Genomic DNA, 25,155 nt, shown 5'->3' on the forward strand with positions numbered 1-25,155 from the left:
AATGACTACTCGTCTGTCTTCTTCGAGGGGGTGGTGTTCGAAGCCGGACCGGCATCCTCGATGCGCTCCCCGAACTGGGGCTTCTCGTCGACGGTGTCGGTCGTGGTCTCGGACGCGTCAGCCGTCGTGGTCGAGGGCTCCGCAACCTCGGGCGACGTCTCCACGCGGCCGATGGTCTGACGGTGCACGGTGAGGATGTGACCCGGGCTGGTCTCGAGCTCGACCTTGTTGGTCTCCTCGTCGATGGAGACGATGGTGCCGTAGACGCCGAAGTTCGTCATGACGGTCGCGCCAGGCACGACCTGCTTCTGGAGGTCTGCCTGCTGCTTCTGCCGGCGGCGGCTGCTGCGGAACATGAAGAAGATGAGGACCGCCAGAATGACGACCATGACGATGGTCAGGATGTTCTGATCCAAGGGGAAAGACCTTCCGAAATGAGGGGGTGTGACGACAACCACCTCATGGTGCATGGGGGCTGCAGGCTGAACAAGAATTATAAGTCATCCGAGAAGAGCGCTTGCTGCGCTGCAGCCGTGCTCTTCCTCGGTATTCCAAGGTGATCCCACGCCATCGGGGTGGCGACGCGTCCGCGCGGTGTGCGTGAGAGGAGTCCGATGCGCACGAGGAACGGCTCGACGACCGACTCGATGGTATCGGCCTCCTCCCCCACGGAGACGGCGAGGGTGTTGAGCCCGACTGGGCCGCCGTCGAACCTCGTGAGGATGGTCTGCATCACGGCGCGGTCGATGCGATCGAGCCCGAGCTCGTCTACGTCGTAGAGCTCGAGCGCGGCACGCACGGCTCTGCGATCCGCTCTGTCGCCGTGCACGAGCGCATAGTCGCGCACGCGGCGCAGCAGCCTGTTCGCGATGCGAGGAGTGCCGCGGCAGCGTCCTGCGATCTCGGCGATGGCATCCCTGTCGACCTCGAAATCGAGCAGCGCAGCTGCCCGCACGAGTACCTGTTCGAGCTCGGGCTCGTCGTAGAACTCCAGGTGCGCGGTGAAGCCGAAGCGGTCGCGCAGCGGGTTGGGCAGGAGACCCGAGCGGGTGGTGGCGCCCACGAGCGTGAAGGGCGCGAGATCGAGGGGAATGGAGGTGGCTCCAGCCCCCTTGCCCACCATGATGTCGATCCGGAAGTCCTCCATCGCGAGGTAGAGCATCTCCTCGGCCGAGCGGGCCATGCGGTGGATCTCGTCGATGAATAGCACTTCACCTGGCACCAGCGACGACAGCAGAGCCGCGAGATCCCCGGCGTGCTGGATGGCCGGTCCGCTCGACAGGCGCAACGTGCGGCCGCTTTCGTGCGCCACGATCATCGCCAGCGTGGTCTTGCCGAGCCCTGGAGGACCGGCGAGCAGGATGTGGTCGGGCGTGCGTTCCTGCATCCTGGCTGCGGTCAGCAGCAACTGCAACTGTCCGCGCACCTTGGACTGCCCGACGAACTCGGCGAGGGATTTCGGTCGCAACGCGCCCTCGAACGCGAGCTCCGCCTCCGACTGAGCATCCGGGGCGGTGAGGTCGTCGGTCATGCCTGCTGCCTCGCTGTGGGCCCGAGCCGGCCAAGCGCGAGCCGCAGCAGCGCCTGCACCGTCTCACGCTCGGATTCCGGATGCTCGTCCACCAGTTCCCGAACGACCTCCGTCGCGGTCTTCTCGGCCCAGCCGAGCCCGACGAGCGCAATGACGACGCTGTCGGAGACATCCGTGCGTGGGATCTGCGCCACCGTCTGCACTGGCTTGGCGGGCGCGAAGAGCTTGCCGGTGAGGGAGACGACGATGAGTTTCGCGGTCTTGGGCCCTATTCCGCTCACCTTGCGGAACGCCGCGTCGTCGTCGGATGCGACGGCGAGGGCGATCTCGTCGGGAGACAGCGCGGCAAGAACTCCGAGCGCCGACTTCGGGCCGACGCCGGACACACCGATCAGCGACTCAAAGACCCCGAGGTGTTCGCGACCGGGGAATCCGAACAGGGCGACCGATTCCTGGCGCACCACCATGGCGGTGTGCACCCTGGCCTCCTCTCCGACCCGCAGGCTGCGTGCGTGATCGGGTGTGACCTGCACCGCGTATCCGACGCCGCCGACATCGATGACGGCGAGGCCGTCGGATGCCTGCAGCACGGTTCCGCGGAGAGAAGAGATCACCTCGCAAGCCTAGGGGCGATTGAGGCGAGAGACGTTGAGGGCTTGCCCTCAACGGCCGAGCCGATTGAGTCCGTGAGCGGCGTGGCCGCGATAGGGGCGATTGAGGCGAGAGACGTTGAGGGCTTGCCCTCAACGGCCGAGCCGATTGAGTCCGTGAGCGGTGTTGGCGGCGATACGGGCGATGGGCGACGTACCCCTGGACTTCTCGGCGGCGCGCCACGCCTGCTGAGCGGGTGTGAGGGCGGATGAGTCGGCATCCTTCGATGCGAAGGGTGTGCGCCATGCGTGGCAGATCGCGATGGCGAGGGCATCTGCGGCGTCCGCGGGCTTCGGGATCTCTTCGAGACCCAGCACCCTGGCCACCATGTTCTGCACCTGGCGCTTCTCGGCAGTGCCGTAACCCGTTATGGCGGCCTTCACCTCGCTCGGGGTGTGCAGCCCGACCCGCAGCCCGCGCGAGGCGGCGGCGTGCAGAGCGACCCCGCTGATCTGGGCGACGCCCATCACGGTGCGGACGTTGTGTTGCGCGAAGACGCGTTCGATCGCGATCGCGTCCGGCCGGTGTTCGTCCATGAGCGCTGCGATGCCGTCCCCGATGGTCAGAAGTCTGCGCTCGAGCGCTACGTCGGGCTCCGTGCGGATGACGGTCACGGCCACGAGAGTCGCCCGCCTATCCGCGGCGACGTCGACGACACCCACGCCGCAGCGCGTCAGTCCTGGGTCTATCCCGAGTACCCGCACCGCGCCCCCGTTCCGAAGCCGCCTCGCGGCCCCGCTCTACTCGTCGTCTTCGAGTTCGGCCTGCACCTCAGGGCTGAGGTCGAGGTTGGTGTAGACGTTCTGCACGTCGTCGGAGTCTTCGAGCGCATCGATGAGTCGGAAGACCCTTCGTGCGGTCTCCGCCTCGACCTCGACCTTGACCTGCGGCACGAACTCGACGTCTGCCGAGTCGTAGTCGATGCCTGAGTCCTGGAGGGCCGTACGCGTTGCGACAAGGTCGCTCGGCTCGGTGAGCACCTCGAACGTGTCGCCCTGCTGGTTCACCTCTTCTGCGCCGGCGTCGAGTACGGCGGCGAGGACGTCGTCTTCGGTGGTGGACTCCGCCGGTACGACGATGACTCCCTTGCGGTGGAAGTTGTAGGACACCGAGCCAGGGTCGGCCATGGTGCCACCGTTACGCGTCATGGCTGTGCGAACGTCTGCCGCCGCCCGGTTCTTGTTGTCCGTGAGGCACTCGATGAGCAGGGCGACACCGTTCGGACCGTAGCCCTCGTACATGATCGTCGTGTACTCGACTGTCTCGCCGGTGAGTCCAGCACCGCGCTTGATCGCGCGGTCGATGTTGTCGTTCGGCACGGAGGTCTTCTTGGCCTTCTGAACCGCATCGACCAGGGTTGGATTGCCCGAGAGATCGGCACCGCCGATCTTTGCGGCGACCTCGATGTTCTTGATCAGCTTCGCGAACGACTTGGCACGGCGCGCATCGATGACCGCCTTCTTGTGCTTCGTGGTCGCCCACTTGGAATGCCCTGACACTGTGCTCCCTGCTTCGTGAAAAGATCCCGTTCATTCTAGAACAGGCGATCGGGCGGGCTCGGTCCGGCCGCCGACGCGCCGACACGGCCAGCCGCGCTCCCGGCGTAACACGTCGGCGTTTGCCATTGTTGGACCAGGCGCGCATCTCCGACCGGCGCACTGAGCGGGGTTCTGCGTGCAGCCTCCGGGCGACATGCGGGCGTGGAGGGGGAACAGGCGGACATGCAGGACGACCGATTCCGGGTGCTCGTGGTCGACGACGACCCTGATGTTGCGCTTTTCGTGACGACAGTCCTCAGGAAGCGGGGCGGACTCGAGGTCCTCTACGTCCCAGATCCTCTGTCCGTCGAGGAGACGGTCGGCCGGTTCTCGCCCGATGTCGTCGTCGCCGACATCGAGATGCCCGGTATGAGCGGTCTGGAGTTGGCAAGCAGACTCAAGCACGCACATCCCGAGCTGCCCGTCGTGATCATGACGGCTCACGTCTCCGTCGACTACGCGGTCGCGGCCCTGCGTAGGCAAGCGGACGAGTTCCTCACCAAACCCATCGCCTCCGCGGAGCTCGTCGCCGTTGTGACGCGCCTCGCCATGGCCCACCGTGAACGCGTCGCGGCCAGCAAGGCCTCCTGCGTGCTCGCCATCGGCGCTCACCCCGACGACGTCGAGATCGGGGTCGGCGGCACGCTGTCGGCGCACCGCTCCGCAGGAGACGACATCGTGATCCTCACGATGTCGCGCGGGTCGAGGGGCGGCGCAGCAGACGACCGCCAGAACGAGTCGCTGGCCGCCGCCGAACTGCTCGGCGCAAGGTTGTTCCTCGAAGATCTCACCGACACCGAGATCACGGCGACGGGCGACACCATCGGGATCATCGAGCGCGTCATCGGCGAAGTCGGCCCCTCCATCGTGTACACGCATAGCGCCAATGACCGGCACCAGGACCACCGCGCCGTGCACCAAGCCACCACGGTCGCGGCACGTGGCGTCGACATGGTCGCCTGCTACCAGAGCCCTTCCGCCACCATCGATTTCCGGCCGACCCGATTCGTATCGATCGACGGCTATCTCGAGGCCAAACTCGAGCTGCTGTCGCAGTTCCGCTCTCAGGCCGGCATCCGCCGTTATCTGGAGCCGGAGATCGTCGCCGCCACAGCCCGCTACTGGTCACGGTTCTCCTCGGCCAGCGATACGTGCGAGCCGTTGGAGATGGTCAGGGACGACGCTGATCTGACTCCGGGCGGCCGCAGAACGTCGACCGCCGCGGAAGACGACCGGATGAGGAGATCGCGATGACGAGAGTACTGGTGACCGGGGCCGGCGGACCGGCGGGAGTCGCGGTCATCAGATCGCTCTTGCGCAGGAGCGACGTCCAGCTCTTCGCGAGCGACATGGATGGGTGGGCGAGCGGCCTCTACCTGGTGCCGCAGAACCGCAGAAGGCTGGTGCCGCCCGCCGCCTCCGACGAGTTCTTCGACGAGGTCGACTCGCTCTGCAGGGCCGACGGCGTCGATGTGCTCATCTCGACCGTCGATGCCGAACTGCCGTCCCTGACGCGTCGGCGTTCCGAGCTCTCGGCCGTGCTCGCCGCGCCCGCGGCCGACACGATCGACGTCGCGCTCGACAAGTGGCAGCTGGTCCAACGCTGCGCCGGATCACTCGCCGTCCCGCGCACTCGCCTTCTCGACGCCGAGGTCGTCGACGCGGAGTGGGACTTCCCCGTGATCGTGAAGCCGCGCAGGGGCGCCGGCTCCCGTGGAGTCCGCGTCGTGACCTCCCGCGCTGCTCTGGCCGCTCTGGGTACCGATCACGACCTCATCGTTCAGGAGTTCTTGCCTGGAGACGAATACTCGGTCGATGTGCTTGCGGATGCCCGCGGGCACGTGGTCGCGGCCGTTCCGCGCACTCGCACCAGGGTCGACTCTGGCGTTTCGATCGCGGGTCGTACCGTGCGCGACGAGCACCTCGAGAGCGCGGCGGCCGCTGCTGCCGTGGCCATCGGCCTCACGGGCGTCGCCAACGTCCAGCTGCGCCGCGCGACCGACGGCACGCCGAGCCTGCTGGAGATCAATCCCCGTTTCCCTGGCGCGTTGCCCCTGACAATCGCAGCGGGAGTCGACATGCCGTCCCTCGTGCTCGATCTCGCGCTCGGCCTGCCGCTTCCCGACAGCGTTCCCTTCCGCGAGGTGGCGAACGTGCGCTTCCTCGAGGATGTCTTCATCGAACCCGCCGAGGTGCTTCAGTCCCCGTACGCTGCGCACCAGGACGAGGTCGTGAGCGCGTGAACGACCACCATCCGAGGCTCTCCGGCGACTTCCACGTGCACTCGACGTTCTCGGACGACGCCGTCAGTTCACTCGAGGAGAACGTCGCAGCTGCCGTCGCGGCCGGACTGACAGACATCCGCTTCTGCGACCACGTGCGCGTCGACACGGCCTGGGTGCCGGATTATCTCGACGCCTTGGCCGCCCTGCCGGTACCTGACGGGCTCTTGGTCACCAGGGCGGTGGAGACCAAGATGCTGGATGCCTCCGGTCGGCTGGACCTGCCGCCAGGGCTACATGTCGGCCCCGGCGGCCTGGACGCCGTCGTGATCGCCGATCATCGCTTTCCCGGCACCGACGGCGCTTGGACGCCAGACGAGACGAAGCAACGACTCGCCGATGGGCTCGGTACCGCCGACGCACTGGACCTGCTGATCGGAGCGCTTGTCGGTGCCATGAACTCCGTGGATGGCGGCCAGTTGGCGCACTGCTTCTCGATACTGCCCAAGGTCGGCCTCTCGGAAGACGATCTGACCGACGAGCAGCTGCGCGCGTGGGCGGGCGAGGCCGCCAGAACCGGTACGGTCGTCGAGGTCAATGAGAAATGGGGCTGCCCGGGGCCGCGTGCCGTACGGGCCGCGGTGGAGGCCGGTGCGCGAGTCGTGGCAGCCAGCGACAGCCATAGGGCAGCAGATGTCGGCCGTTACGAGCGCGTGGTGCGCATCCTGAAAGAGGCCGGAGTATGACGGGCGCAGACTGGTCCGCGACGTTCGAGACGGTGCTCATCGTTGTTCTCCTCGTCTTCTGCGCGACGGGCATCATCCCTGTGCTCGCGGCAGCGGTGTCGTTCCTCGCCATCCCCTTCCACGCCTTCTCTAATCACTACACGCAGGCGAAGCCGCACCTGCCACGTGTCGTCGTCGTCGTACCCGCGTGGAACGAGGCTGCGGTGATCGGGGCATCCGTCGACCGGCTCATGGCGCTCGACTATCCGGCCGATCGGCTGCGGATCTTCGTCGTGGACGACGCCAGCACGGATGCGACGCCCCTCGTCGTGCAGGAGAAGGAGCGCCAGTATCCGGGTGCAGTTCGCCATCTGCGGCGCGAGCAGGGCGGACAGGGAAAGGCGCACACGCTCAACCACGGCATCGATGAGGCCATGCGCGACGACTGGATGGAAGCGCTGCTCATCATGGATGCGGACGTCATCTACCGACCCGATTCGCTGCGGAAGATGACCCGTCATCTCGCCGATCCGGCCGTGGGCGCCGTCTCCGCCTACATCAGGGAGGGTAGTCGCGACAAGAACTACCTGACGCGCTTCATCGGACTCGAGTACGTGCTTTCGCAGCCGGCGGCGAGGCGGGCGCAGAACGTTCTGGGTGCTCAGGCCTGCCTGGCTGGGGGCGCTCAGCTGCACAGCCGGGAGAACCTTGACGCACTTGGAGGGCGGGTCGACACGTCGACTCTTGCCGAAGACACGATCACCACTTTCGAGACCCAGTTGCGCGGCAGAACGGTCATCTTCGAGCCGCACGCCGTGGTGCTGGCGGAGGAGCCACGCACGATCGATGCGCTCTGGAAGCAGCGTCTGCGGTGGGCGCGCGGGAACGTGTCGGTGACGGGCAGGTACGCCCGCATCTGGTTCCGCCCGTGGAAGAGCTCATCTCTCGGATCGCTCGCCTTCGGCATCGTCTGGTTCAGCCTCTGGCTGTTGCCCGTTGCGATGGTGCTGTCTTCGATCGGTCTGATCGGGCTGCTCCTTCTCGGGTCGCCGCTGGCGACGGACGCGTTCCGCGTGCTGTGGATCGCCGCCGCACTGACCTTCGTCTTCACGCTCGCACTCGGCGCGCAACTCGACGGCCCGCTCACCATCCGGGCCTGGCGTGAGCTCCTGACGTTTCCGGGCATCCTCTCGATGGTGGTGATGGTCACAGCGTTGTTCCCCCGGCTCGTCGAAGTCGACCTGCCTCGGCTGTTTGGAGCAACGCTTTCGGATACAGCCTTGTTCTGGCTGACGCTGGCGGTGTACCTATGGATTCCGGTATCCATGCTCGGTGCGTGGCTCGCAAGGAGCGTGGAGCGAACGTGGGCGGGACGAGTGCTCGCCCCCGCACTGCTCTACCTCGTCGGTTACGGCTCGCTTCTGTGCGCCATCACGTTCGACTCGTACGTGAAAGAGCTCAGACACGCGGAAGCGCGATGGGACAAGACGGTGAAAACGGGAAGGGTGTCGTCATGACGGATGCCGAGCACGCTCAGCTCGCTGAGCTGGAGGTCGACCGCGTCGTGCGGGATTCGGCGGCGGAGACCGAATTGGATCGTCGCTCGGAGTATCGGCTGATCTACAAGACCCTGATCGCGTTCGCGATCGTCGCGGCGATCGTGGTCGTCCGACAGGCGTTCTTCGCATGACAGGCACGAGCGAGCGTGCCCAGGTGCTGGTGGTCGAGGACGACGAGGACCAACTCGCCCTCATGACGGCGATGCTCGAGCGAGCCGGGTGCGACGTGCTTGGGCTGCGGACGGCCGAGGATGCCATCGAGGAGCTGCGCAGACGAGAACCGGATGTCGCCATCGTCGACTTGCTCCTGCCGGGGATCGACGGCTGGGAGCTGGTGAGCACCATGCGCGACGCGGTGCCGGAGTGCCCGGTCGTCATAGTGTCCGTGCTCGAAGAGCGGCGGTTCCCGCCCGGAGTGCCGAGCCTGCCGAAGCCCTTCACGCGCGACCAGTTGCTGGCCGCGCTCGAACAGGCTGTGCCCGGCCGGAGGTGGTCGTAGATGCGCGCCGTGATCGCCGACGATGATGACGACATCCGTACGCTCGTGCGGATCGCGGCAGGCAGGGCCGGAGTGGACGTCATCGCCGACGTCGCGGACGGCACCTCGGCATGGGAGGCCATGGAGTCCTTGACCCCGGACCTGGCGATCCTCGACGCCGCCATGCCGGGAATGAGCGGGCTGGAGCTGTGCCGCAAGGCTCGTCAGCACCCCGTCTTGCGCGACATTCGCCTCGTGCTGCTCACCGCTGCGGCCGAGGCGCCGGCGAGGGAACGCGGGCTTGCCGCCGGAGCCGACGAGTACCTCACAAAACCGTTCAGTCCTCGTGAACTCGTGAGCGCCATCGCGGCGCAGGAGTTCTCGCGATGACGGGCCATCCGAAGACGTGGTTGCGTAGCCTGGTCGCCGACGAGCCGTCACCGCTCGTGAAGCAGGCGCCAACGGGCGCGTTCTTCGTGCTCGCACTGCTCGTCGTTCTGTTGGTTCCGCCGCTCGAGTTCACGAACGACGTGCTCGCCGTAGTGAGCGGCGTGCTGTTCGCGGGTGCAACCGGGCTCGCGTGGGCGCTCGGACGACGACCGGCCGCGACCGGCTGGGTGATCGCCGTGCCCCTGCTCGATTTCGTCGCCATCGGAGCCTTCCGGACCGCGACCGGCGGCGGATCCTCCATCTTCGGCGCCATCATCGTTCTGCCCGTGCTCTGGGTCGCCGCGGAACCGGGTCGTATCCACATCCTGCTGGCGGCGGCCGGAACCTCTCTTGCGCTCTTCTTCCCGTATCTGCTCGGCGCAGGCGTCCCCGACTCGGGAGTGGAGGCGATCCGTGCGATCTTCGCTCCCCTGGTCTATGCCTGCGCTGCGGCGATCATCAACGAGCTTGCGAGGCAGTTGCGGTCGAGGCTGGCGGTGGTGAAGAAGATGGGTGAGGAGCAGCAGCGCATGCTCGACCTCTCGACCGAGCACACCGCGCAGCTGGAGGCCAGCGAGGCGGCATACCGTGAGGCGATTCGCATGTTCCGCGGCGTGTGGGATGCCGTGACCGAGCAGGCCGTCATCGGCACCGACGTTCACGGTCTGATCGACGCCTGGAATCCAGGAGCGCAACGGATGCTCGGGCGCAGCGCACACGAAACGGAGGACTCAGCGAAGGTTACGGACTTCCTGCTCGCAGAGGAGCTCGAGGCCAGAGCGGGTGCGATGGATATGGCGAGCGACGCGGCGGACCGCGGATTCATGGCCCTCGTCGCCCGAGCCAAGGACGGGGTCGCCGATACCGCGGAGTGGACGTATGTACGTCTCGACGGCAGCACGTTCCCGGGCGAGGTGACCGTGACCCCGCGCCTCGCGGAGGACGGCTCGATAGTCGGGTATCTCTTCGTGACCACCGACGCCACCAAGGCGCACGAGGCGGCACGGCTCAAGGATGAATTCGTCGGGTTGGTCTCGCATGAGCTGCGCACGCCGCTGTCGTCCATCCTCGGTTACCTGGAATTGATCAGGGACGACGAGGACGAGCCGCTCTCCGAGGAGAAGCTGCACTATCTGCAGGTTGCCGAACGCAACGCGCACCGTCTGCTGAGGCTCGTGGGTGAGCTGCTGTTCACGGCACAGGTCGAGTCGGGCAAGGTGCCCATCGAGGTTCGCGAGGTCGACCTCGAGGAGGTGGTCAGGGCATCCGTGGAATCCGCCAGGCCGGTGTCGTCGACGGCTGGCGTGCGGCTCGAGAGCAGCCTTCAGCACGGCGTGACGCTCAAGGGCGACGCGTCGAGGATCGGACAGGCGTGCGACAACTTGATCTCGAATGCCGTCAAGTTCACGCCTCGCGGTGGCACGGTGACCGTCGAACTCAGCATCGAGGCCGACCACGCAGTACTCGAGGTTCAGGACACGGGCATCGGCATTCCCGCTGCAGAGCTCGACCGCCTCTTCTCCCGGTTCTTCCGGGCGTCCAGCGCGACGCGCAACGCCGTGCCGGGCGTCGGTCTTGGGTTGACCATCACGCGTGCCATCGTCACAGCGCACGGCGGCAGCATGACGGTCGAAAGCGAAGAGGGGGTGGGCACCCGATTCGCGATGTCACTGCCTCTCGCCGGCCCCGAGGGCGGCCTTGTCCTGTCGAAGGGCCTCCCTGTGGACGTGGCAAGATCGAGCGGGTGAAGGTTCTCTCCATCCAGTCAGCCGTCGCGTATGGTCACGTCGGCAACTCGGCCGCCGTCTTCCCGCTCCAGCGCATCGGAGTCGAGGTGCTGCCCGTATACACGGTCAACTTCTCGAACCACACCGGGTACGGTGCATGGCGAGGTCCGCTCATCCCTCCCGTAGACGTTGCCGAGGTGATCACGGGCATCGAGGAACGCGGAGTCTTCTCCGAGATCGACGTCGTGCTCTCCGGCTACCAGGGAAGCGACGGAATCGGAGACGTCATCCTCGACGCCGTCGCTCGCGTCAAGGCCGCGAACCCCGACGCCGTGTATGCCTGCGACCCGGTCATGGGGAATGCGAAATCCGGATGCTTCGTCGCACCCGAGATTCCCGTACTGCTGCGCGATCGCGTGGTGCCATCGGCCGACATCGTCACGCCCAACCAGTTCGAGCTCGGCTATCTCACCGACACACAGCCCGACACGCTCGAGTCGACGCTGGCATCGGTCGATGCGCTGCGCGCCACCGGACCGGACATCGTACTCGTCACAAGCGTCGAGCGTCCCGATCGTGAGCCGGACAGCATCGAGATGCTGGCGGTCGATTCCGAGGGCGCATGGATCGTACAGACTCCCCTGCTGCCCATGAAGGCCAACGGGTCGGGCGACGTGACGGCCGCGCTCTTCACGGCCCACCGCCGCTTGAGCGGGAGTTCTTCTGACGCCCTTGCCCGCACCGTGTCGAGCGTCTACGACCTTCTCGCTCGCACGCACGAACTCGGTTCCCGCGAGCTACTGCTCGTGGAGTCGCAGGAGTTCTACGCCCACCCACGCCTGCAGTTCGCGGTGCAGCAGGTGCGCTGACGCGCACTTCGGCGGGAACGGGACTACCTGGGCCACGCATCCGCTATGGCCTGCCGTACCTCGCCGAGCAGCTGAGGCAGCGCTTTGGTCTTGGCGATGATGGGCAGGAAGTTGGCGTCGGCTCGCCACCTGGGAACGACGTGCTGATGCAGATGCGAGGCGATGCCAGCACCCGCGATCTCCCCCTGGTTCATGCCGATGTTGAATCCGTCGTTGCGTGAGACGGAACGGATGACGCGCATGGCCGTCTGCGTGATCGAGGCGATCTCGTCGGTCTCCTTCACCGTCGCTTCGTCGTACAGCGAGACGTGACGGTAGGGGCAGACCAGCAGGTGCCCGCTGTTGTACGGGAACAGGTTGAGCAGCGCGTAGGCGTCGGCGCCGCGATGCACGATGAGCGACTGCTCGTCGGAGAGTGTCGGCGCTATGCAGAACGGGCAGTCGTCGCCGTGCGGCGCCTGCTGGCCCTGTTCGATGTACACCATGCGGTGCGGCGTCCAGAGTCGCTGGAACTCATCGGGCACCCCGGCGAGGTGCGAGGGATCGTCGATCTCCACGCGCTGGGACTCAGGCCCGTCGACCGGGTCGTAGGAGTCCAGACTCAGGCGGGCCATGCCGTGTCGACCTGCTCGTGCTCGCGGATCGACACGAGGATGCGTTCCACGGCGTCGTCTATCGGCACTCCGTTGAGCTGCGAGCCATCGCGGAAGCGGAAGCTCACGGTGCCTGCCGTGCGGTCCTGCTCCCCCACGATCAGCTGGAACGGGACCTTCTGAGTCGTGGCGTTTCGGATCTTCTTCTGCATGCGGTCGTCCGACCGATCCACCTCGACCCGCACGTCATGACTGCGAAGCCGGCGTGCGACCTCTTCGAGGTACGGCGCGTACTCGTCGGCGACAGGGATGCCGACGACCTGCACGGGGGCGAGCCAAACCGGGAAGGCGCCGGCGTAGTGCTCGAGCAGGATGGCGAAGAACCGCTCGATGGAGCCAAGCAGCGCGCGGTGGATCATCACGGGACGCTTGCGGGTGCCGTCGGCGGCCGTGTACTCCAGCTCGAAGAGTTCCGGTTCGAAGAAATCGAGCTGAACCGTGGAAAGCTGCCAGGTGCGGCCGATGGCGTCCCTCGCCTGCACCGAGATCTTGGGGCCGTAGAACGCCGCCCCGCCCGGGTCGTCGACGAGCTCGAGACCCGACTCGAGGGCCACCTGACGCAGCGTTTCGGTCGCGTCCTCCCACACGTCGTCGTCGCCGACGTACTTCTCCGGGTCCTTGGTCGACAGCTCGAGGTAGAAGTCGCTGAGGCCGTAACCGCGCAGAGTCTCAAGCACGAGCTCGAGTTGCGTGGCGATCTCCGCCTTGACCTGCTCAGGGGTGACGTAGGCGTGCGCATCGTCCTGGGTCAGGCCGCGAACCCGGGTGAGGCCGGACAGGGTTCCGCTCTTCTCGTAGCGGTAGACCGTGCCGAACTCGGCGAGGCGAAGCGGCAGTTCCCGGTAGCTGCGTCCCCTGGCTCTGAAGATCAGGTTGTGCATGGGGCAGTTCATCGGCTTCAGGTAATAGTCCTGGCCGGCTCTGACCACATTGCCGTCGGCATCCGTCTCTTCGTCGACGTGCATGGGCGGGAACATGCCCTCGGCGTACCACTCGAGGTGCTTGCTGATCTCGTACAGGTGCGCCTTGGTGATGTGCGGCGTGTTGACAAGCTCGTACCCGTTGCGCAGCAGCTGCGAGCGGAGGTAGTCCTCGATCTCGTAGCGCACGATGCCGCCCTTGGGGTGGAACACCGCTAGCCCTGAGCCGATCTCATCGGGGAACGAGAACAGGTCGAGCTCTGCGCCGAGTTTTCTGTGGTCTCGCCTGGCTGCTTCGGCCATGCGCTCCTGGTAGGCGCGCAACTCGTCTTTGGTCGGCCACGCTGTGCCGTAGACGCGCTGCAGCTGAGGATTCTTCTCGCTGCCGCGCCAATAGGCGGCCGCGACCCTCGTGAGCGCGAACCCGTTGCCGATCAGACGCGTGTTCGGCAGGTGCGGGCCGCGGCAGAGGTCTTTCCAGACGACCTCGCCGGTCCTCGGGTCGACGTTGTCGTAGATGGTGAGCTCGCCGCCTCCGACCTCGACGTTCTCGTTGTCCTGCCCGAGAGCATCCGCCGACGCGGACCCGCCCTTGAGCCCGATCAGCTCGAGCTTGTACGGTTCGTCGGCCAGTTCTGCTCGTGCCTCCGCGTCGGTGACCACGCGTCGCACGAAGCGCTGTCCCTGGCGCACGATGCGGTCCATGGCCTTCTGCAGCGACTTAAGATCTTCAGGCGTGAACGGCTGCGCCACGTCGAAGTCGTAGTAAAAGCCGTCGGTCACCGGCGGGCCGATGCCCAGCTTCGCCTCCGGGTTGATCGACTGCACGGCCTGTGCGAGCACGTGCGCCGTTGAATGACGCAGGATGTTCAGCCCGTCCGGTGAATCGATGGTGATCGGCACGACATCGTCGTCGGCCGTGATCGTGGTCGCGAGGTCCTTCAACTCGCCGTTGACGCGCATGGCGACAACGGAACGCTCGGGGAAGAGCTCGAAACCGTCCGGCACTGTCCACTCCTGAGTCGGTGGGGGTGAAAGGGATGCCGTTCCACCTTAGTGCGCGCCGGAAGCGCTCACCGACGGGTGGGAGGTCGCGAGGCCGAGCACCTGGGCCAGCTGCGCGAAGCCTTCTGTCAGCCCCGCAGAGAGGTTCTTGCCGACGTGTGCGACGCCCGGGATGGTCAGCAACGACACGTGCATGCCCGCCGCCCTCGCCGCGCCGGCGAGAGACCTCGTCGCCGGCCCGAATGCGGTGTCGAGCGCGCCGGTCGTTATGACCGCGTTCACGCCGGAGTACGAACCGGAGTGGTCCGCGAGGATCGTTTCGGGCTTGTCCGCTTCCCAGGATGAGCGGTCGCCCCCGTAGACCGTCTGGATGACGGTCTGGGAGTAGTGCATGCCCGGGTATTGCTCGGGCGAGACCGAGAGCACGTTTCCGAAGGCTTTCGGGTCCTGCGCAGCGAACTTGACGGCGCACGTCGCGCCATTGGAATAGCCGGCGATCACGACGTAGCGCGGATCCCGGATGATATGCAGATGCGCTTTCGCCCAGTCGAGCACGTCCGTCTTGATGTAGGTGGCGGCGTGACCGAGCTTCGCGGAGTCCGCACACGCGGGGTCACCGTGCTGGCCTATCTGGTCCGCGACGACGACGATCGGGGCGAGACCTTGGTGCTCGCTCGCGAACTTGTTCATCACGGCGGAGATGGGCGCGGGGTTCGGTGTTCCGGGATATCCCATCATCATGATGACGAGCGGCAGCGCCGGTGGGTTCTTGACCAGGGCAGCAGGAGGCAGATACAGCCCGGCGGGCCGCGCCGAGAACTTCGAGACGGTGGCCGGGATGGTGACAGTGCCGACACGGCCGGTCGAGGGCATGTTGGCCGGGGCGACCCAGGTCGCCGCAAGGGGCTGCCCGTCCGTCGGCGCGGCCGTGGCATGCGCCTTCGGGAGTGTGATCGGATGCCGCACCACGACGCCCAGCAGGTCGCCCACGGTCGGATTCAGGTCGAACACCGCGTTGACCTGAACGACGCCGGTGATGGCGAAGACGACTATGCCGACCGCCGCCAGCAGCTTGCGCCGCCAGCGCGACTTCCACAGGCTCGCGATGGCAAGCCCGACGGCAGCGAAGGTTGCGATGCTCCACGCCGCCACCTCGATTGGCAGCGGGATCTCGAACATCGCGGTGGCATCCGCGATCAGCACGAACACGAGCGCCACCAGAGCGCCAGACAGGATGCCTGCCGCGGAGGCGATCATCCAGCGAGGGCTCGGCTTGCGCAGCAGGAGCAGCAGAGCGCACACGGCAGAGAGGGCGCAGAGTATCCACGGAACGGGGCCGCCGATGATCTGCATCGTCAGCAGTGCGTCCATGTGTCCCCCTCGTTGTTCCCGGTCACGCTATGCGATGAGGGTCAACCAGGGCTGCGCAGGCAGGGCTTCGCGGCTGAGAGTTCCATCATCGTGAGCCATGGGCCACCGGTGCGTGGGAGACGAGCAGCCGCAGCCGCTGAAGCAGAAAGCCCCCGGCGTTCACCGGGGGCTTTCGAGTGGTGCGCGATACTGGGATCGAACCAGTGACCTCTTCCGTGTCAGGGAAGCGCGCTACCGCTGCGCCAATCGCGCCTGTCAAGGCTGTTGCTTTATCCGACCGAGGTCGAGAGTGGAGGTGGCGACGGGATTCGAACCCGTGTATACGGCTTTGCAGGCCGCTGCCTCGCCTCTCGGCCACGCCACCGTGTGGGGTTCGAGTGTGGCTTCCCACATTCTGAGTTTTCCACAGCACAGCATCTGCATGCCGTGCGCCGGCTTTGCTGCCGACTCACACTCGAGCGGATGACGAGACTCGAACTCGCGACCCTCACCTTGGCAAGGTGATGCGCTACCAACTGCGCCACATCCGCATTTGCTTCGCATTTCTGCGTGCCTTGAAACTGTAGCCGATCATCCATCCGATGTTCAAACCGGCCTACTGCCGTGTCGGCACCCGCGCGTGTCGGCAAAATGGGACGCGCCCGGGCCCGCTCATCGATGTGCGTGGGGGCGCTCACGTCGGCTAGTATCGGTACCCGCGGTAGTCGAGCAATCGGATGCCCGCGGGCGATTGGCGCAGTTGGTAGCGCGCTTCCTTCACACGGAAGAGGTCATCAGTTCGAGTCTGGTATCGCCCACCAAGATCAGACGAAGCAAGACCTAACGAAGAAGGGGCGCCGCATTCGCGGCGCCCCTTCTTCGCTATAGGAGGTCAGGCGTTCTCGAGCGCGTAGCCTTCCTCGCCGTGAACAATCGTGTCGACGCCGGCGATCTCGTCCTCTGTCTTGATGCGGAAGCCGATGGTCTTCTGGATGACCCAGCCGATGGCGTATGCCAGCACGAACGAGTAGATCATTACGCCGAATGCTCCGACAGCCTGAGCACCCAGTTGCTGGAAGCTGCCGCCATACAGCAGGCTGGTGAACTTGCCGTCGACCTTCGTGAAGCCGAAGATGCCGATGTACAGGGTTCCAATGAGGCCGCCGATGAGGTGAATTCCCACCACGTCGAGCGAGTCGTCGAACCCGAGCTTGAACTTGAGATCGATGGCCACTGCACAGACGGCCCCGGTGATGAGCCCGAGCACGATAGCCCACCCGGGGGTGAGGATGTTACACGCCGGTGTGATGGCGACCAGGCCCGCGACTGCTCCGGAAGCCGCACCGATCGACGTCGGCTTGCCGTCTTTGATCCGCTCGACGACGAGCCAGCCGATGGTGGCAGCAGCGGGAGCGGCCAAGGTGTTGATCCATGCGATCGCCGCGACGCCGTCGACCGCAGCCTCGGAGCCGGCGTTGAAGCCGAACCAGCCGAACCAGAGCAGCGCGGCGCCGAGAAGGGTGAGCGGCACGTTGTGCGGCTTGCTCATCCCCTTCTGGAATCCGACGCGCTTGCCCAGCACCAGCGCGAGTGCGAGACCTGCTGCTCCTGCGTTGATGTGAACCGCCGTGCCGCCGGCGAAGTCATTGACGTGTAGAAGCGACGCCGACCATCCGTCGCTGAGGTTGAACACCCAGTACGCGACCGGGAAGTAGACGACAGTGACCCACACGGCGGCGAAGATCATCCAGGCGCCGAACCGTGCGCGGTCTGCGATTGCGCCGGAGATGAGCGCGACAGTGATGATGGCGAACGTGGCCTGGAAACCGGCGAACGCGAGACCGTTCAAGTCGGGCGTCATTCCGTCTTTGCCGAGAAGGCTTGAGAGCCCCCAGTCGGGCACGCCGAGCCAATGCGGGATCAACGGCTTGCCGAACGAAAGTCCGTAGCCGTACAACACCCACAGCACGGCGACGATGGCGATAGCGCCGAAGCTCATCATCATCATGCTGATGACGCTCTTCGCCTTGACCATTCCGCCGTAGAAGAACGCCACGCCGGGCGTCATGAGCAGTACGAGTGCCGCAGCGACGAGCAGCCACAGCGAGTTCACGCTGCCCTGTGCGTCGTAGGCGGCCGCTGCATGCAAGAACATAGGGGTCTCCCTCTCAGAGTGCCGGTGTCGCCATCACCGCCGGGCTCGGGTGCCGGATATCCAGGTGAGGTTCCGTCAGTCTGCTGCCGACAGATTTCGCCGGGGAGGTTCACGTGTTTCGCGACTGTTACAGGGATCCGCCTCGTGTAAACAGCGTGTTTCGAGCGGCGGGGAGGATGCCGTCGGTTCCTCAGCAGGATGCCGGGCACGGGCATCCCCCGCGGCTCAGTCGTGCGGCGGCAACTCGCCAGAGGTCAGCGCGATCAAGCGGGAAAGAGCTCTCAGGTATTTCTTGCGGTACCCGCCCTGCAGCATCTCGGCGTCGAAGACCTCGCTCAACGGCTCACCAGTCGCCACGATCGGAATCTCCGCGTCGTACACGCGGTCGACGAACGCGACGAATCGCAGCGCCTCCATCTGGTCGTGCAGCTGCTCGACGTCGACGAGGGCGATCACGTCGACGCCCGCGATGAGCTTGATGTACTTCGACGGGTGCACGGTGGCCAGGTGGTCGACGACGTCGCGGAACCGGTCGGCCGTGACGCGTTCACCCCTGGACTCCATGGCTTCGACGACCCGCTCGAGCGTCTGCTCGTCCACGGTTGCGGCGAGTCCGGACACATCGCGTCTGCGGTAGTCGAGGCCGTCGATCCGCAGCGTCTCGAAGTGCGACGACAACGACTGGATCTCCCGGAGAAAGTCTGATGCCGCGAACCTCCCCTCGCCGAGGGCTTGCGGCGGCGTGTTGGACGTGGCCGCGATGCGAGTGCCGCTGTCCACCAGGGCAGACAGCAGTCGGGTCATCATCATGGTGTCGCCCGGGTCGTCGAGTTCGAACTCGTCGATGCAGATGAGCTTCGACCCACGCAACAGGTCGATGGTGGGCTGAAAGCCGAGCGCGCCGACGAGCGCCGTGTACTCGATGAACGTGCCGAAGTACTTGGGCCCGGGTGCCACGTGCCACAACGCAGCGAGCAGGTGCGTCTTGCCGACTCCGAAGCCGCCGTCGAGGTACACCCCGGGCTTGTGCTCCGGCTGCTTCTTGCGTCCCCACCCGAAGAAGCCGCCGGGCTGCGGTGGTTCCCACGTCGTGGCGAATGAGCGGAGGGTCTGCACGGCAGACGCTTGCGAAGGGAAATCCCGATCGGGCCGATACGACTCGAACGTGGCAGTGTGGAACTGAGGCGGCGGAACGAGTTCGGCTGCGATCTCGCGACCCGTGATCGACGGCGTCACATCGGTGAGGCGATCGGCTGCAGGAAGCGCGTGCGCTGTCATGTGTTCCTTTGTGTCGAAGTCTTACAGTGCCCCTGCGATGGTCAGCAGGCCATGCGTAAGTTCGCGTGAGGGACAGGCGACAAGCCTAGAGGCGATTGAGGTGAGAGTGACGCGAGATTGCACGCATCACCCAGCCGATTGAGCCTTTGAGCGGCGCAGCCGCGATAGTCCGAGGGTCTTCCGCCCCAACCGCCGCGTAGTACCCAACCGAGGAGGAAACCATGAGCGTGGGATTCGATGATTCCGCGAAGTTCGCCGAGTACGCACATCCGGAAAAGTTGGTGAGCACGGAGTGGCTCGCCGAGCACCTCGGCGACGACGGTCTTGCCGTCGTGGAGTCCGACGAAGACGTGCTGCTCTACGAGACGGGACACATTCCCACGGCCGTCAAGATCGACTGGCACACGGATCTGAACGACCCCGTGCTTCGGGACTTCGTCTCGGGCGATCGCTTCGCGCGGCTTCTCGGGCAGAAGGGCATCTCGCGCGACACGACCGTGGTGATCTACGGCGACAAGAACAACTGGTGGGCCGCATACGCGCTGTGGGTGTTCACGCTCTTCGGCCACGAAGACGTTCGCCTGCTCGATGGCGGCCGCGACAAGTGGATTGCGGAGGGCCGCGAGGTGACCACCGATGTTCCCTCGCCCACGGCGGTCGAATATCCGGCGGTCGAGCGCGACGACTCGAAGGTCCGCGCGTTCAAGGAGGACGTGCTGACCCACCTCGGGCACGGACCGCTCATCGATGTGCGGTCGCCTGAGGAGTACAGCGGCGAGCGCACCGAGATCCCCGGCTACCCCACCGAGAGCGCCTTGCGCCCAGGACACATCCCTTCCGCAGCCTCCGTTCCCTGGGCTCGCGCGGCGGCACCGGATGCGACATTCAAGACGCGCGAGGAGCTCGAGGCCATCTACAAGGGCGAGGCCGGGCTGAAGGACGGCGACGACGTGATCGCCTACTGCCGCATCGGCGAGCGTTCCAGCCACACGTGGTTCGTGCTCACGCACCTGCTTGGTTTCGGGAACGTTCGCAACTACGACGGATCGTGGACAGAGTGGGGCAGCGCGGTGCGTGTGCCGATCGTAAAGGGATCTGAGCGCGGAGAGCTACCTGCTGCCTGAGCGGGTGAAGACGAGTTGCGCGGCCGCAGGGCTTTCGTCCTGCGGCCGCGGCCGTCTTGAGCGACCGCCGGCAAGGACCACGTGAGAAAATGGATGCCTGATGACGACAGACACACTCCCCGCCAACCTGCAGGAGATCAAGGACGAGTTCCTCGCTCTCGAGCTCCCCGATCGGCTGCAACTTCTTCTCGAGTTCTCCAACGAGCTGCCCGAGTTGCCTGAGCGCTACCTGGAGCATCCCGACCTGTTCGAACGTGTCGTGGAGTGCCAGTCCCCCGTCTTCATCTTCGTGGAGGTCGATGACGACGACATCGTGCACCTCTACGCCACCGCACCGCGGGAGTCGCCCACCACGCGAGGATTCGCCTCCATCCTTGTCCAGGGCCTGGCCGGCTTGACCGCCGATGAGGTGCTTGCGGTTCCAGACGATTACCCGCAGGAGCTCGGGCTCACCGAGGCGGTGTCCCCGCTGCGGGTACGCGGCATGACCGCGCTGCTCGGACGCACCAAGCACCAGGTGACGCTCAAGCGACACTGAAGCGCTTGCTTCCGATCGCGTCGGCGAACTCGTGCATCCCGACGGCAGCGGTCTCTGCAGCGGGTCAGACCGATTCTGCTGGGACCGAGAAAGACGGTTCCAGCGCGTCGAGCCAGCCGCAGATCGCGGAGGTCCAACGCTCGGCGTCGAAGTTCCACAGCTTCGTGTGCTTCGCCTCGCGGAAGGGCACGAACGTGACGATGTCCGGTCGGCGGGCGGCAAGGCGATGGGATGCCCCCGCGGGCACATACCCATCGTCGTCGCTGTGCATGAGAAGGACGGGCGCGTTCAGTTCGTGGGCGCGCAGGGTGAAGTCGAGACCCGCGAATCCGATGGGCGCGTCCTGCCCGACCAGGCTCGTTGCCCATCCGGAGTCGAGCAGCATGAGCGCTCCCTCTGTGACGCGCCGCGGCAGTCGCAGCAGTCGGGCCTGGAAGTCGAGCGTCTCCTTCCAATCGATGACGGGAGAGTCGAGCACGACGCCGCACACGGCATCCGCACGAGGCGATCGCACCGCGGTCTGGAGCACGATCGCACCCCCCATGGACCACCCCACGAGAACGATGCGCCTGGCACCGTTGCGGAGCGCGTAGGCGATGGCGGCATCGACGTCGCGCCATTCCGTGGAGCCGAGTGCGTATCGGCCGTCCGAGCTGGCGGGTGCGTCGCCGTCGTTGCGATAGCTGGCGACGAGACTCGTGTAGCCCTTCTCGTGGAACGAAGGGATCGCCCTCAGCGCCTCCTGGCGCTTCGTTCCCCTGCCGTGCACGTGGATGGCCCACTTCTCGCTCGCCTCGGCTGCGGGGAAGAGCCAGGCGGGTGCACGCCCGCCGTCCACGGGCACGTCAACACTCTGAACCGGCAGGCCGAGGTCGCTCGGCGACGTGTAGTACCAGCCGCTGAGCCGACCGTGCCTCGCCGTCGAAAGGTCTCCCCACACGACACCCTCGACGGCCCTCGTCACGGCTCCGTCGCTTTCGACGCTGAGGATGTCCCCGATGCGTGCGTATCCCCGGTCCTCGGAGAACCAGAGGCCATAGTGCCCTGGAACGTGGAGTGCGTCGCCTTTGCCCGTGAGGGTGATGGCCGACAGGTCATCCGCAACCGATCGGATGTCGACATCTTGCCTCGTGCGTCTGGGCGGCGTCACGACCATCCTCGCGACGGTGGTGGCCGCCGCGGCGAAGCCCGCGGCCGCACTGGCGGCGACCGCGCCGACCACCGCGAGTGGAATCATTACCCTGGCGACGCGGCCCACCGCAACTCCCCTCGTGCCGAGGCACCATCCGGCGCGGCGTGCCTTCTGTGAACTCCCGAGCCGAAACTCTAGTCTGCCAACGTGTCCCCTACACCCGCGGCTCCCGGCATCCCTGCGGAGTTCGCGGCGGCGGCCGAATCCGTTCGGCGAGCCGCCATGCGCCAAGAGCTGAGCGTCGACGAGATTCCGGCGCCAACGGGTCTGGCCCCGTACGCGGTCGCCATGGCCGCGGACGTGACGCCCGCCAGGCACGGGCGAGACTCCGACCTCGGCACCGGCCGATTCGTTCTTCTGTACGATCCGTCGGCGCCAGAGGAATGGGGCGGTCGCTTCCGCGTCGTGTGCTTCGCCCAGGCTCCCCTCGAGACCGACATCGGCCTTGACCCCTTTCTCGCCGACGTCACCTGGTCATGGCTCGTCGACGCCCTGGATGAGCGCGGTGCCGAGTACGCATCCGCGTCGGGCACGGCCACGAAGGTGATCTCGACGGGCTTCGGGGAACTGGCACGTCAGGGCGACGGCGCGCAGATCGAACTCCGGGCCTCGTGGACGCCCACCGGCGCAGACCTGGGCGCGCACGTGGCGGCGTGGGGCGACCTCTTGTGCATGCTGGCAGGCATCCCACCTCTACCTGAGGGTGTTCGACTGCTCAGCCAGCGGAGAGCACCGCGTGACTGAGTACGAGGTAGTCGATTCCCTTTCCCAGTACACGGCCGCGGTCGATGCATTACGTGGCGGCACGGGGCCGGTGGGTGTCGATGCCGAGCGTGCTTCGGGCTTCCGCTATTCGCAGCGTGCATACCTCATTCAGATGTTCCGGCGCGATGCAGGCGTCTTCCTCTTCGACCCTCCCGCACTCGGGGGCGAGTTGCCGGCGCTTCAGGATGCCGTCGGCGACGTGCCATGGATCCTGCACGCCGCCAGCCAGGACCTCGCATGCCTACGCGAGGTGGGGTTGGAGCCGTCGACGATCTTCGACACCGAACTCGGCGCACGGCTGCTCGGCTTTCCGCGCGTCGGGCTGGCCACAATCGTGGAGGAGCTCCTCGGCATCCATCTGGCCAAGGAGCACTCAGCCGCCGACTGGTCGACCCGGCCGCTTCCCGCGTCGTGGCTCACCTATGCTGCGCTCGACGTCGAGCTGCTCGTCGACCTCATGGAGGCGGAGCAGAAGCTTCTCGCCGAGGCGGGAAAGCAGGAGATCGCGGCGCAGGAATTCGCATATGAACTCGCCCGTGAGCCGAAGCCCGCGAGGAGTGAGCCGTGGCGCCGCCTGTCGGGTGTGCACTCGATCCGCGGGCTGCGCAATCTTGCGGTCGCCAGGGAGCTCTGGGCGGCGAGGGACGAACTCGCTCGCAGCAGGGACGTGGCACCGGGGCGACTGCTTCCGGATGCCTCGATCACGGCCGTGGCGCGCGTCGTGCCGTCGAGCAAGCGGGACCTGGCGGCGCTCAAGGAGTTCACGGGACGCGCCAGCCGCACTGAACTCGACCGCTGGTGGGATGCCGTCAGCCGCGGTCGGACCACGGACGACCTGCCGGTTCTGCGCTCCTCGGGAGAGAGCATCCCTCCGCCCAGAGCGTGGGCCGACCGGAACCCCGAGGCGAGCGAGCGGCTTCGCGCGGCACGGGCGGCCCTCGCAGTGCAGGCGGAGGAACTGCGCATGCCGGTGGAGAACCTGCTCTCCCCCGAGACGCTGAGACGCCTTGCCTGGTCTCCGCCCGAGCCGTTCGATGAGGAGACGATAGCGGATGCCCTCCGCGAGGCCGATGCCCGCCCGTGGCAGGTCGAGGCCACGGCCTCCGTTGTCGCCGCAGCCTTTGTGGAGGCGGCCCAATCTCCCGTCGAGGGGCCGGAATCCGCTTCGTAGGTTCGCCCAATCGATTCTTCGCGGTCAGCGCCCATTTCTAGGATCGACGCGTAACACCTGATCATGGGAGGCGAAGTGGCCGAAAGAGCTGACGTTCTGTTCGTAGACGGGGTGCGTACCCCATTCGGACGTGCGGGCGAGAAGGGCATCTACTGGAACACCAGGGCCGATGACCTTGCGGTGAAGTCCATTGTGGGACTGCTCGAGCGCAATGCAGGACTGCCCAAGGACAGGGTCGACGATGTCGCCATCGCAGCCACCACCCAGCAGGGCGATCAGGGTCTCACGCTCGGCCGATCGGCGGCCATCCTCGCCGGACTGCCCACGACCGTGCCCGGGTTCGCCATCGACCGCATGTGTGCTGGTGCCATGACGGCCGTCACGACGACCGGGTCGGGAATCGCCTTCGGCCAATACGACGTCGTGATCGCCGGCGGAGTCGAGCACATGGGACACCACCCGATGGGCCAGGGCGTTGACCCGAACCCGCGGTTCGTCGCCGAAAAGCTCGTGGATCCGGCGGCGCTCAACATGGGAAACACGGCGGAGCGCCTTCACGACAGGTTCCCGGGCCTGACCAAGGAACGCTCCGATCGGTTCGGAATGCGCAGCCAGCAGAAGTTGGCAGCGGCATACGCGACGGGCGACATCCAGGCGGACCTCGTGCCGGTGGCATACCGCACAGAAGAGGGCTGGGGCCTGGCGACGGAAGACCAGGGCATGCGACCCGAGACGACCATGGAGGGGCTCGCCACCCTCAAGACCCCGTTCCGCCCGCACGGGCGTGTGACCGCCGGCAACTCGTCCCCGCTCACCGACGGGGCGACCGCATCACTGCTCGTGTCCTCTCGTGCCGCGAAGGAATTCGGGCTGAGGCCGAAGATGCGCATGGTGTCCTTCGGGTTCGCGGGTGTCGAACCCGAGGTGATGGGCATCGGACCCATCCCCTCCACCGAGCGCGCTCTGAAGAACGCCGGTCTGTCGATCGACGACATCGGCTTGTTCGAGTTGAACGAGGCGTTCGCGGTGCAGGTGCTGAGCTTCCTCGACCACTTCGGCATCGATGACGGCGATCCGCGAGTGAACCCTTGGGGAGGCGCTATCGCCATCGGGCATCCGCTTGCCGCGAGCGGCGTGCGGCTCATGATCCAGCTTGCGCGCCAGTTCGAGCAGCACCCCGACGTGCGATACGGCCTCACGGCGATGTGCGTCGGCCTCGGCCAGGGCGGCTCCGTGATCTGGGAGAACCCCCACCACGCGAAGTACGGAAAGTGA

General features: G+C 66.3%; 25 protein-coding genes and 4 tRNA genes. 15 read left to right on the top strand and 14 right to left on the bottom strand.

The window, feature by feature from the left end:
- Window positions 1–5: 5 nt before the first annotated feature.
- The 5 genes from yajC to ACO2Q7_RS01600 all read right to left on the bottom strand — a co-directional run bounded on the left by yajC (window position 6) and on the right by ACO2Q7_RS01600 (window position 3,681).
- Window positions 6–416, bottom strand: coding sequence for a preprotein translocase subunit YajC (yajC, locus tag ACO2Q7_RS01580; protein WP_423353890.1), 411 nt, complete (start codon window positions 414–416; stop codon window positions 6–8).
- Window positions 417–493: 77 nt separating this feature from the next.
- Window positions 494–1,531 carry a Holliday junction branch migration DNA helicase RuvB gene (ruvB, locus tag ACO2Q7_RS01585; RefSeq protein WP_423353891.1) on the bottom strand — a complete coding sequence of 346 codons (1,038 nt, stop codon included), beginning with the start codon at window positions 1,529–1,531 and terminating at the stop codon, window positions 494–496.
- The gene (ruvA, locus tag ACO2Q7_RS01590) at window positions 1,528–2,145 is read right to left on the bottom strand and encodes a Holliday junction branch migration protein RuvA (RefSeq protein WP_423353892.1); all 618 of its coding nucleotides are present in this window, start codon (window positions 2,143–2,145) and stop codon (window positions 1,528–1,530) included. Before ruvA ends, ruvB begins: the two co-directional genes overlap by 4 nt.
- 129 nt (window positions 2,146–2,274) lie before the next feature.
- Window positions 2,275–2,886, bottom strand: a complete 612-nt coding sequence (gene ruvC / locus ACO2Q7_RS01595) for a crossover junction endodeoxyribonuclease RuvC (RefSeq protein ID WP_423353893.1) — start codon at window positions 2,884–2,886, stop codon at window positions 2,275–2,277.
- 36 nt (window positions 2,887–2,922) lie between these two features.
- Window positions 2,923–3,681 (bottom strand): YebC/PmpR family DNA-binding transcriptional regulator, encoded by a 759-nt coding sequence (locus ACO2Q7_RS01600; RefSeq protein ID WP_423353894.1) that lies wholly within the window; start codon window positions 3,679–3,681, stop codon window positions 2,923–2,925.
- Between the two features lie 222 nt (window positions 3,682–3,903).
- On the opposite strand from ACO2Q7_RS01600, the gene ACO2Q7_RS01605 reads away from it, so the two are divergent.
- Genes ACO2Q7_RS01605 through pdxY form a run of 9 tightly spaced genes read left to right on the top strand, consistent with a single transcriptional unit; the run spans window position 3,904 to window position 11,729 of the window.
- Window positions 3,904–4,974, top strand: a complete 1,071-nt coding sequence (locus ACO2Q7_RS01605) for a response regulator (protein ID WP_423353895.1) — start codon at window positions 3,904–3,906, stop codon at window positions 4,972–4,974.
- Window positions 4,971–5,963 carry an ATP-grasp domain-containing protein gene (locus ACO2Q7_RS01610; protein ID WP_423353896.1) on the top strand — a complete coding sequence of 331 codons (993 nt, stop codon included), beginning with the start codon at window positions 4,971–4,973 and terminating at the stop codon, window positions 5,961–5,963. Before ACO2Q7_RS01605 ends, ACO2Q7_RS01610 begins: the two co-directional genes overlap by 4 nt.
- Entirely contained in the window at window positions 5,960–6,688 is a 729-nt protein-coding gene (locus tag ACO2Q7_RS01615) for a PHP domain-containing protein (protein WP_423353897.1), read from the top strand. Before ACO2Q7_RS01610 ends, ACO2Q7_RS01615 begins: the two co-directional genes overlap by 4 nt.
- Window positions 6,685–8,184 carry a glycosyltransferase family 2 protein gene (locus ACO2Q7_RS01620; RefSeq protein WP_423353898.1) on the top strand — a complete coding sequence of 500 codons (1,500 nt, stop codon included), beginning with the start codon at window positions 6,685–6,687 and terminating at the stop codon, window positions 8,182–8,184. The genes ACO2Q7_RS01615 and ACO2Q7_RS01620 overlap by 4 nt, the downstream gene beginning before the upstream one ends.
- Window positions 8,181–8,357, top strand: a complete 177-nt coding sequence (locus tag ACO2Q7_RS01625; protein WP_423353899.1) for a hypothetical protein — start codon at window positions 8,181–8,183, stop codon at window positions 8,355–8,357. The genes ACO2Q7_RS01620 and ACO2Q7_RS01625 overlap by 4 nt, the downstream gene beginning before the upstream one ends.
- Window positions 8,354–8,725 carry a response regulator gene (locus ACO2Q7_RS01630; protein ID WP_423353900.1) on the top strand — a complete coding sequence of 124 codons (372 nt, stop codon included), beginning with the start codon at window positions 8,354–8,356 and terminating at the stop codon, window positions 8,723–8,725. The genes ACO2Q7_RS01625 and ACO2Q7_RS01630 overlap by 4 nt, the downstream gene beginning before the upstream one ends.
- Window positions 8,726–9,094: a response regulator transcription factor gene (locus ACO2Q7_RS01635; RefSeq protein WP_423353901.1), complete on the top strand. Its 369-nt coding sequence runs from the start codon at window positions 8,726–8,728 to the stop codon at window positions 9,092–9,094. It abuts the gene before it with no gap.
- Window positions 9,091–10,881, top strand: a complete 1,791-nt coding sequence (locus ACO2Q7_RS01640) for a sensor histidine kinase (protein WP_423353902.1) — start codon at window positions 9,091–9,093, stop codon at window positions 10,879–10,881. Before ACO2Q7_RS01635 ends, ACO2Q7_RS01640 begins: the two co-directional genes overlap by 4 nt.
- On the top strand, window positions 10,878–11,729 hold the full coding sequence (gene pdxY / locus ACO2Q7_RS01645) for a pyridoxal kinase PdxY (RefSeq protein WP_423353903.1): 852 nt from the start codon (window positions 10,878–10,880) through the stop codon (window positions 11,727–11,729). The genes ACO2Q7_RS01640 and pdxY overlap by 4 nt, the downstream gene beginning before the upstream one ends.
- 23 nt (window positions 11,730–11,752) lie before the next feature.
- Here pdxY and ACO2Q7_RS01650 read toward each other — a convergent pair whose 3' ends face one another.
- The 6 genes from ACO2Q7_RS01650 to ACO2Q7_RS01675 all read right to left on the bottom strand — a co-directional run bounded on the left by ACO2Q7_RS01650 (window position 11,753) and on the right by ACO2Q7_RS01675 (window position 16,208).
- Window positions 11,753–12,343: an HIT family protein gene (locus tag ACO2Q7_RS01650; protein ID WP_423353904.1), complete on the bottom strand. Its 591-nt coding sequence runs from the start codon at window positions 12,341–12,343 to the stop codon at window positions 11,753–11,755.
- Window positions 12,331–14,265, bottom strand: coding sequence for a threonine--tRNA ligase (gene thrS / locus ACO2Q7_RS01655; protein WP_423355936.1), 1,935 nt, complete (start codon window positions 14,263–14,265; stop codon window positions 12,331–12,333). Before thrS ends, ACO2Q7_RS01650 begins: the two co-directional genes overlap by 13 nt.
- Before the next feature lie 90 nt (window positions 14,266–14,355).
- Window positions 14,356–15,678, bottom strand: a complete 1,323-nt coding sequence (locus tag ACO2Q7_RS01660; RefSeq protein WP_423353905.1) for an alpha/beta hydrolase — start codon at window positions 15,676–15,678, stop codon at window positions 14,356–14,358.
- A gap of 177 nt (window positions 15,679–15,855) precedes the next feature.
- A tRNA-Val gene (locus tag ACO2Q7_RS01665) sits at window positions 15,856–15,930 on the bottom strand.
- Window positions 15,931–15,968: 38 nt separating this feature from the next.
- A tRNA-Cys gene (locus ACO2Q7_RS01670) sits at window positions 15,969–16,042 on the bottom strand.
- A 93-nt stretch (window positions 16,043–16,135) separates the two neighbouring features.
- A tRNA-Gly gene (locus ACO2Q7_RS01675) sits at window positions 16,136–16,208 on the bottom strand.
- A gap of 194 nt (window positions 16,209–16,402) precedes the next feature.
- Between ACO2Q7_RS01675 and ACO2Q7_RS01680 the strand changes: the two genes are divergently transcribed.
- Window positions 16,403–16,478: transfer RNA gene (locus tag ACO2Q7_RS01680), tRNA-Val, on the top strand.
- A gap of 71 nt (window positions 16,479–16,549) precedes the next feature.
- Here ACO2Q7_RS01680 and ACO2Q7_RS01685 read toward each other — a convergent pair.
- Together ACO2Q7_RS01685 and zapE are read right to left on the bottom strand one after the other, a co-directional pair.
- Window positions 16,550–17,812, bottom strand: coding sequence for an ammonium transporter (locus tag ACO2Q7_RS01685; RefSeq protein ID WP_423353906.1), 1,263 nt, complete (start codon window positions 17,810–17,812; stop codon window positions 16,550–16,552).
- Window positions 17,813–18,037: 225 nt separating this feature from the next.
- On the bottom strand, window positions 18,038–19,090 hold the full coding sequence (gene zapE, locus ACO2Q7_RS01690) for a cell division protein ZapE (protein WP_423353907.1): 1,053 nt from the start codon (window positions 19,088–19,090) through the stop codon (window positions 18,038–18,040).
- 221 nt (window positions 19,091–19,311) lie between these two features.
- On the opposite strand from zapE, the gene ACO2Q7_RS01695 reads away from it, so the two are divergent.
- Together ACO2Q7_RS01695 and ACO2Q7_RS01700 are read left to right on the top strand one after the other, a co-directional pair.
- The gene (locus tag ACO2Q7_RS01695) at window positions 19,312–20,214 is read left to right on the top strand and encodes a sulfurtransferase (protein WP_423353908.1); all 903 of its coding nucleotides are present in this window, start codon (window positions 19,312–19,314) and stop codon (window positions 20,212–20,214) included.
- Between the two features lie 100 nt (window positions 20,215–20,314).
- Entirely contained in the window at window positions 20,315–20,752 is a 438-nt protein-coding gene (locus ACO2Q7_RS01700) for a SufE family protein (protein ID WP_423353909.1), read from the top strand.
- Between the two features lie 64 nt (window positions 20,753–20,816).
- On the opposite strand, the gene ACO2Q7_RS01705 is transcribed toward ACO2Q7_RS01700, so the two are convergent.
- Window positions 20,817–21,989: an alpha/beta hydrolase family protein gene (locus ACO2Q7_RS01705; RefSeq protein ID WP_423353910.1), complete on the bottom strand. Its 1,173-nt coding sequence runs from the start codon at window positions 21,987–21,989 to the stop codon at window positions 20,817–20,819.
- Between the two features lie 102 nt (window positions 21,990–22,091).
- Here ACO2Q7_RS01705 and ACO2Q7_RS01710 point away from each other — a divergent pair, with 102 nt between their 5' ends.
- The 3 genes from ACO2Q7_RS01710 (at window position 22,092) to ACO2Q7_RS01720 (ending at window position 25,155) form a co-directional block, all read left to right on the top strand.
- Complete coding sequence (locus ACO2Q7_RS01710; RefSeq protein ID WP_423353911.1) at window positions 22,092–22,688, top strand: DUF3000 domain-containing protein; 597 nt, start codon at window positions 22,092–22,094, stop codon at window positions 22,686–22,688.
- Window positions 22,681–23,880 carry an HRDC domain-containing protein gene (locus tag ACO2Q7_RS01715; RefSeq protein WP_423353912.1) on the top strand — a complete coding sequence of 400 codons (1,200 nt, stop codon included), beginning with the start codon at window positions 22,681–22,683 and terminating at the stop codon, window positions 23,878–23,880. Before ACO2Q7_RS01710 ends, ACO2Q7_RS01715 begins: the two co-directional genes overlap by 8 nt.
- A gap of 75 nt (window positions 23,881–23,955) precedes the next feature.
- Window positions 23,956–25,155 carry a thiolase family protein gene (locus ACO2Q7_RS01720; protein WP_423353913.1) on the top strand — a complete coding sequence of 400 codons (1,200 nt, stop codon included), beginning with the start codon at window positions 23,956–23,958 and terminating at the stop codon, window positions 25,153–25,155.

The organism is Rathayibacter sp. KR2-224, assembly GCF_049446075.1.
Classification (GTDB): Bacteria; Actinomycetota; Actinomycetes; order Actinomycetales; family Microbacteriaceae; genus Humibacter.

Coding starts and splice junctions, on each gene's coding strand:
- ruvB (WP_423353891.1), bottom strand. CDS start 1,531: ATGACCGACGACCTCACCGCCCCGGATGCTCAGTCGGAGGCGGAGCTC.
- ACO2Q7_RS01605 (WP_423353895.1), top strand. CDS start 3,904: ATGCAGGACGACCGATTCCGGGTGCTCGTGGTCGACGACGACCCTGAT.
- ACO2Q7_RS01610 (WP_423353896.1), top strand. CDS start 4,971: ATGACGAGAGTACTGGTGACCGGGGCCGGCGGACCGGCGGGAGTCGCG.
- ACO2Q7_RS01620 (WP_423353898.1), top strand. CDS start 6,685: ATGACGGGCGCAGACTGGTCCGCGACGTTCGAGACGGTGCTCATCGTT.
- ACO2Q7_RS01625 (WP_423353899.1), top strand. CDS start 8,181: ATGACGGATGCCGAGCACGCTCAGCTCGCTGAGCTGGAGGTCGACCGC.
- ACO2Q7_RS01630 (WP_423353900.1), top strand. CDS start 8,354: ATGACAGGCACGAGCGAGCGTGCCCAGGTGCTGGTGGTCGAGGACGAC.
- ACO2Q7_RS01635 (WP_423353901.1), top strand. CDS start 8,726: ATGCGCGCCGTGATCGCCGACGATGATGACGACATCCGTACGCTCGTG.
- ACO2Q7_RS01640 (WP_423353902.1), top strand. CDS start 9,091: ATGACGGGCCATCCGAAGACGTGGTTGCGTAGCCTGGTCGCCGACGAG.
- ACO2Q7_RS01650 (WP_423353904.1), bottom strand. CDS start 12,343: ATGGCCCGCCTGAGTCTGGACTCCTACGACCCGGTCGACGGGCCTGAG.
- thrS (WP_423355936.1), bottom strand. CDS start 14,265: ATGCGCGTCAACGGCGAGTTGAAGGACCTCGCGACCACGATCACGGCC.
- ACO2Q7_RS01660 (WP_423353905.1), bottom strand. CDS start 15,678: ATGGACGCACTGCTGACGATGCAGATCATCGGCGGCCCCGTTCCGTGG.
- ACO2Q7_RS01685 (WP_423353906.1), bottom strand. CDS start 17,812: ATGTTCTTGCATGCAGCGGCCGCCTACGACGCACAGGGCAGCGTGAAC.
- zapE (WP_423353907.1), bottom strand. CDS start 19,090: ATGACAGCGCACGCGCTTCCTGCAGCCGATCGCCTCACCGATGTGACG.
- ACO2Q7_RS01695 (WP_423353908.1), top strand. CDS start 19,312: ATGAGCGTGGGATTCGATGATTCCGCGAAGTTCGCCGAGTACGCACAT.
- ACO2Q7_RS01700 (WP_423353909.1), top strand. CDS start 20,315: ATGACGACAGACACACTCCCCGCCAACCTGCAGGAGATCAAGGACGAG.
- ACO2Q7_RS01705 (WP_423353910.1), bottom strand. CDS start 21,989: ATGATTCCACTCGCGGTGGTCGGCGCGGTCGCCGCCAGTGCGGCCGCG.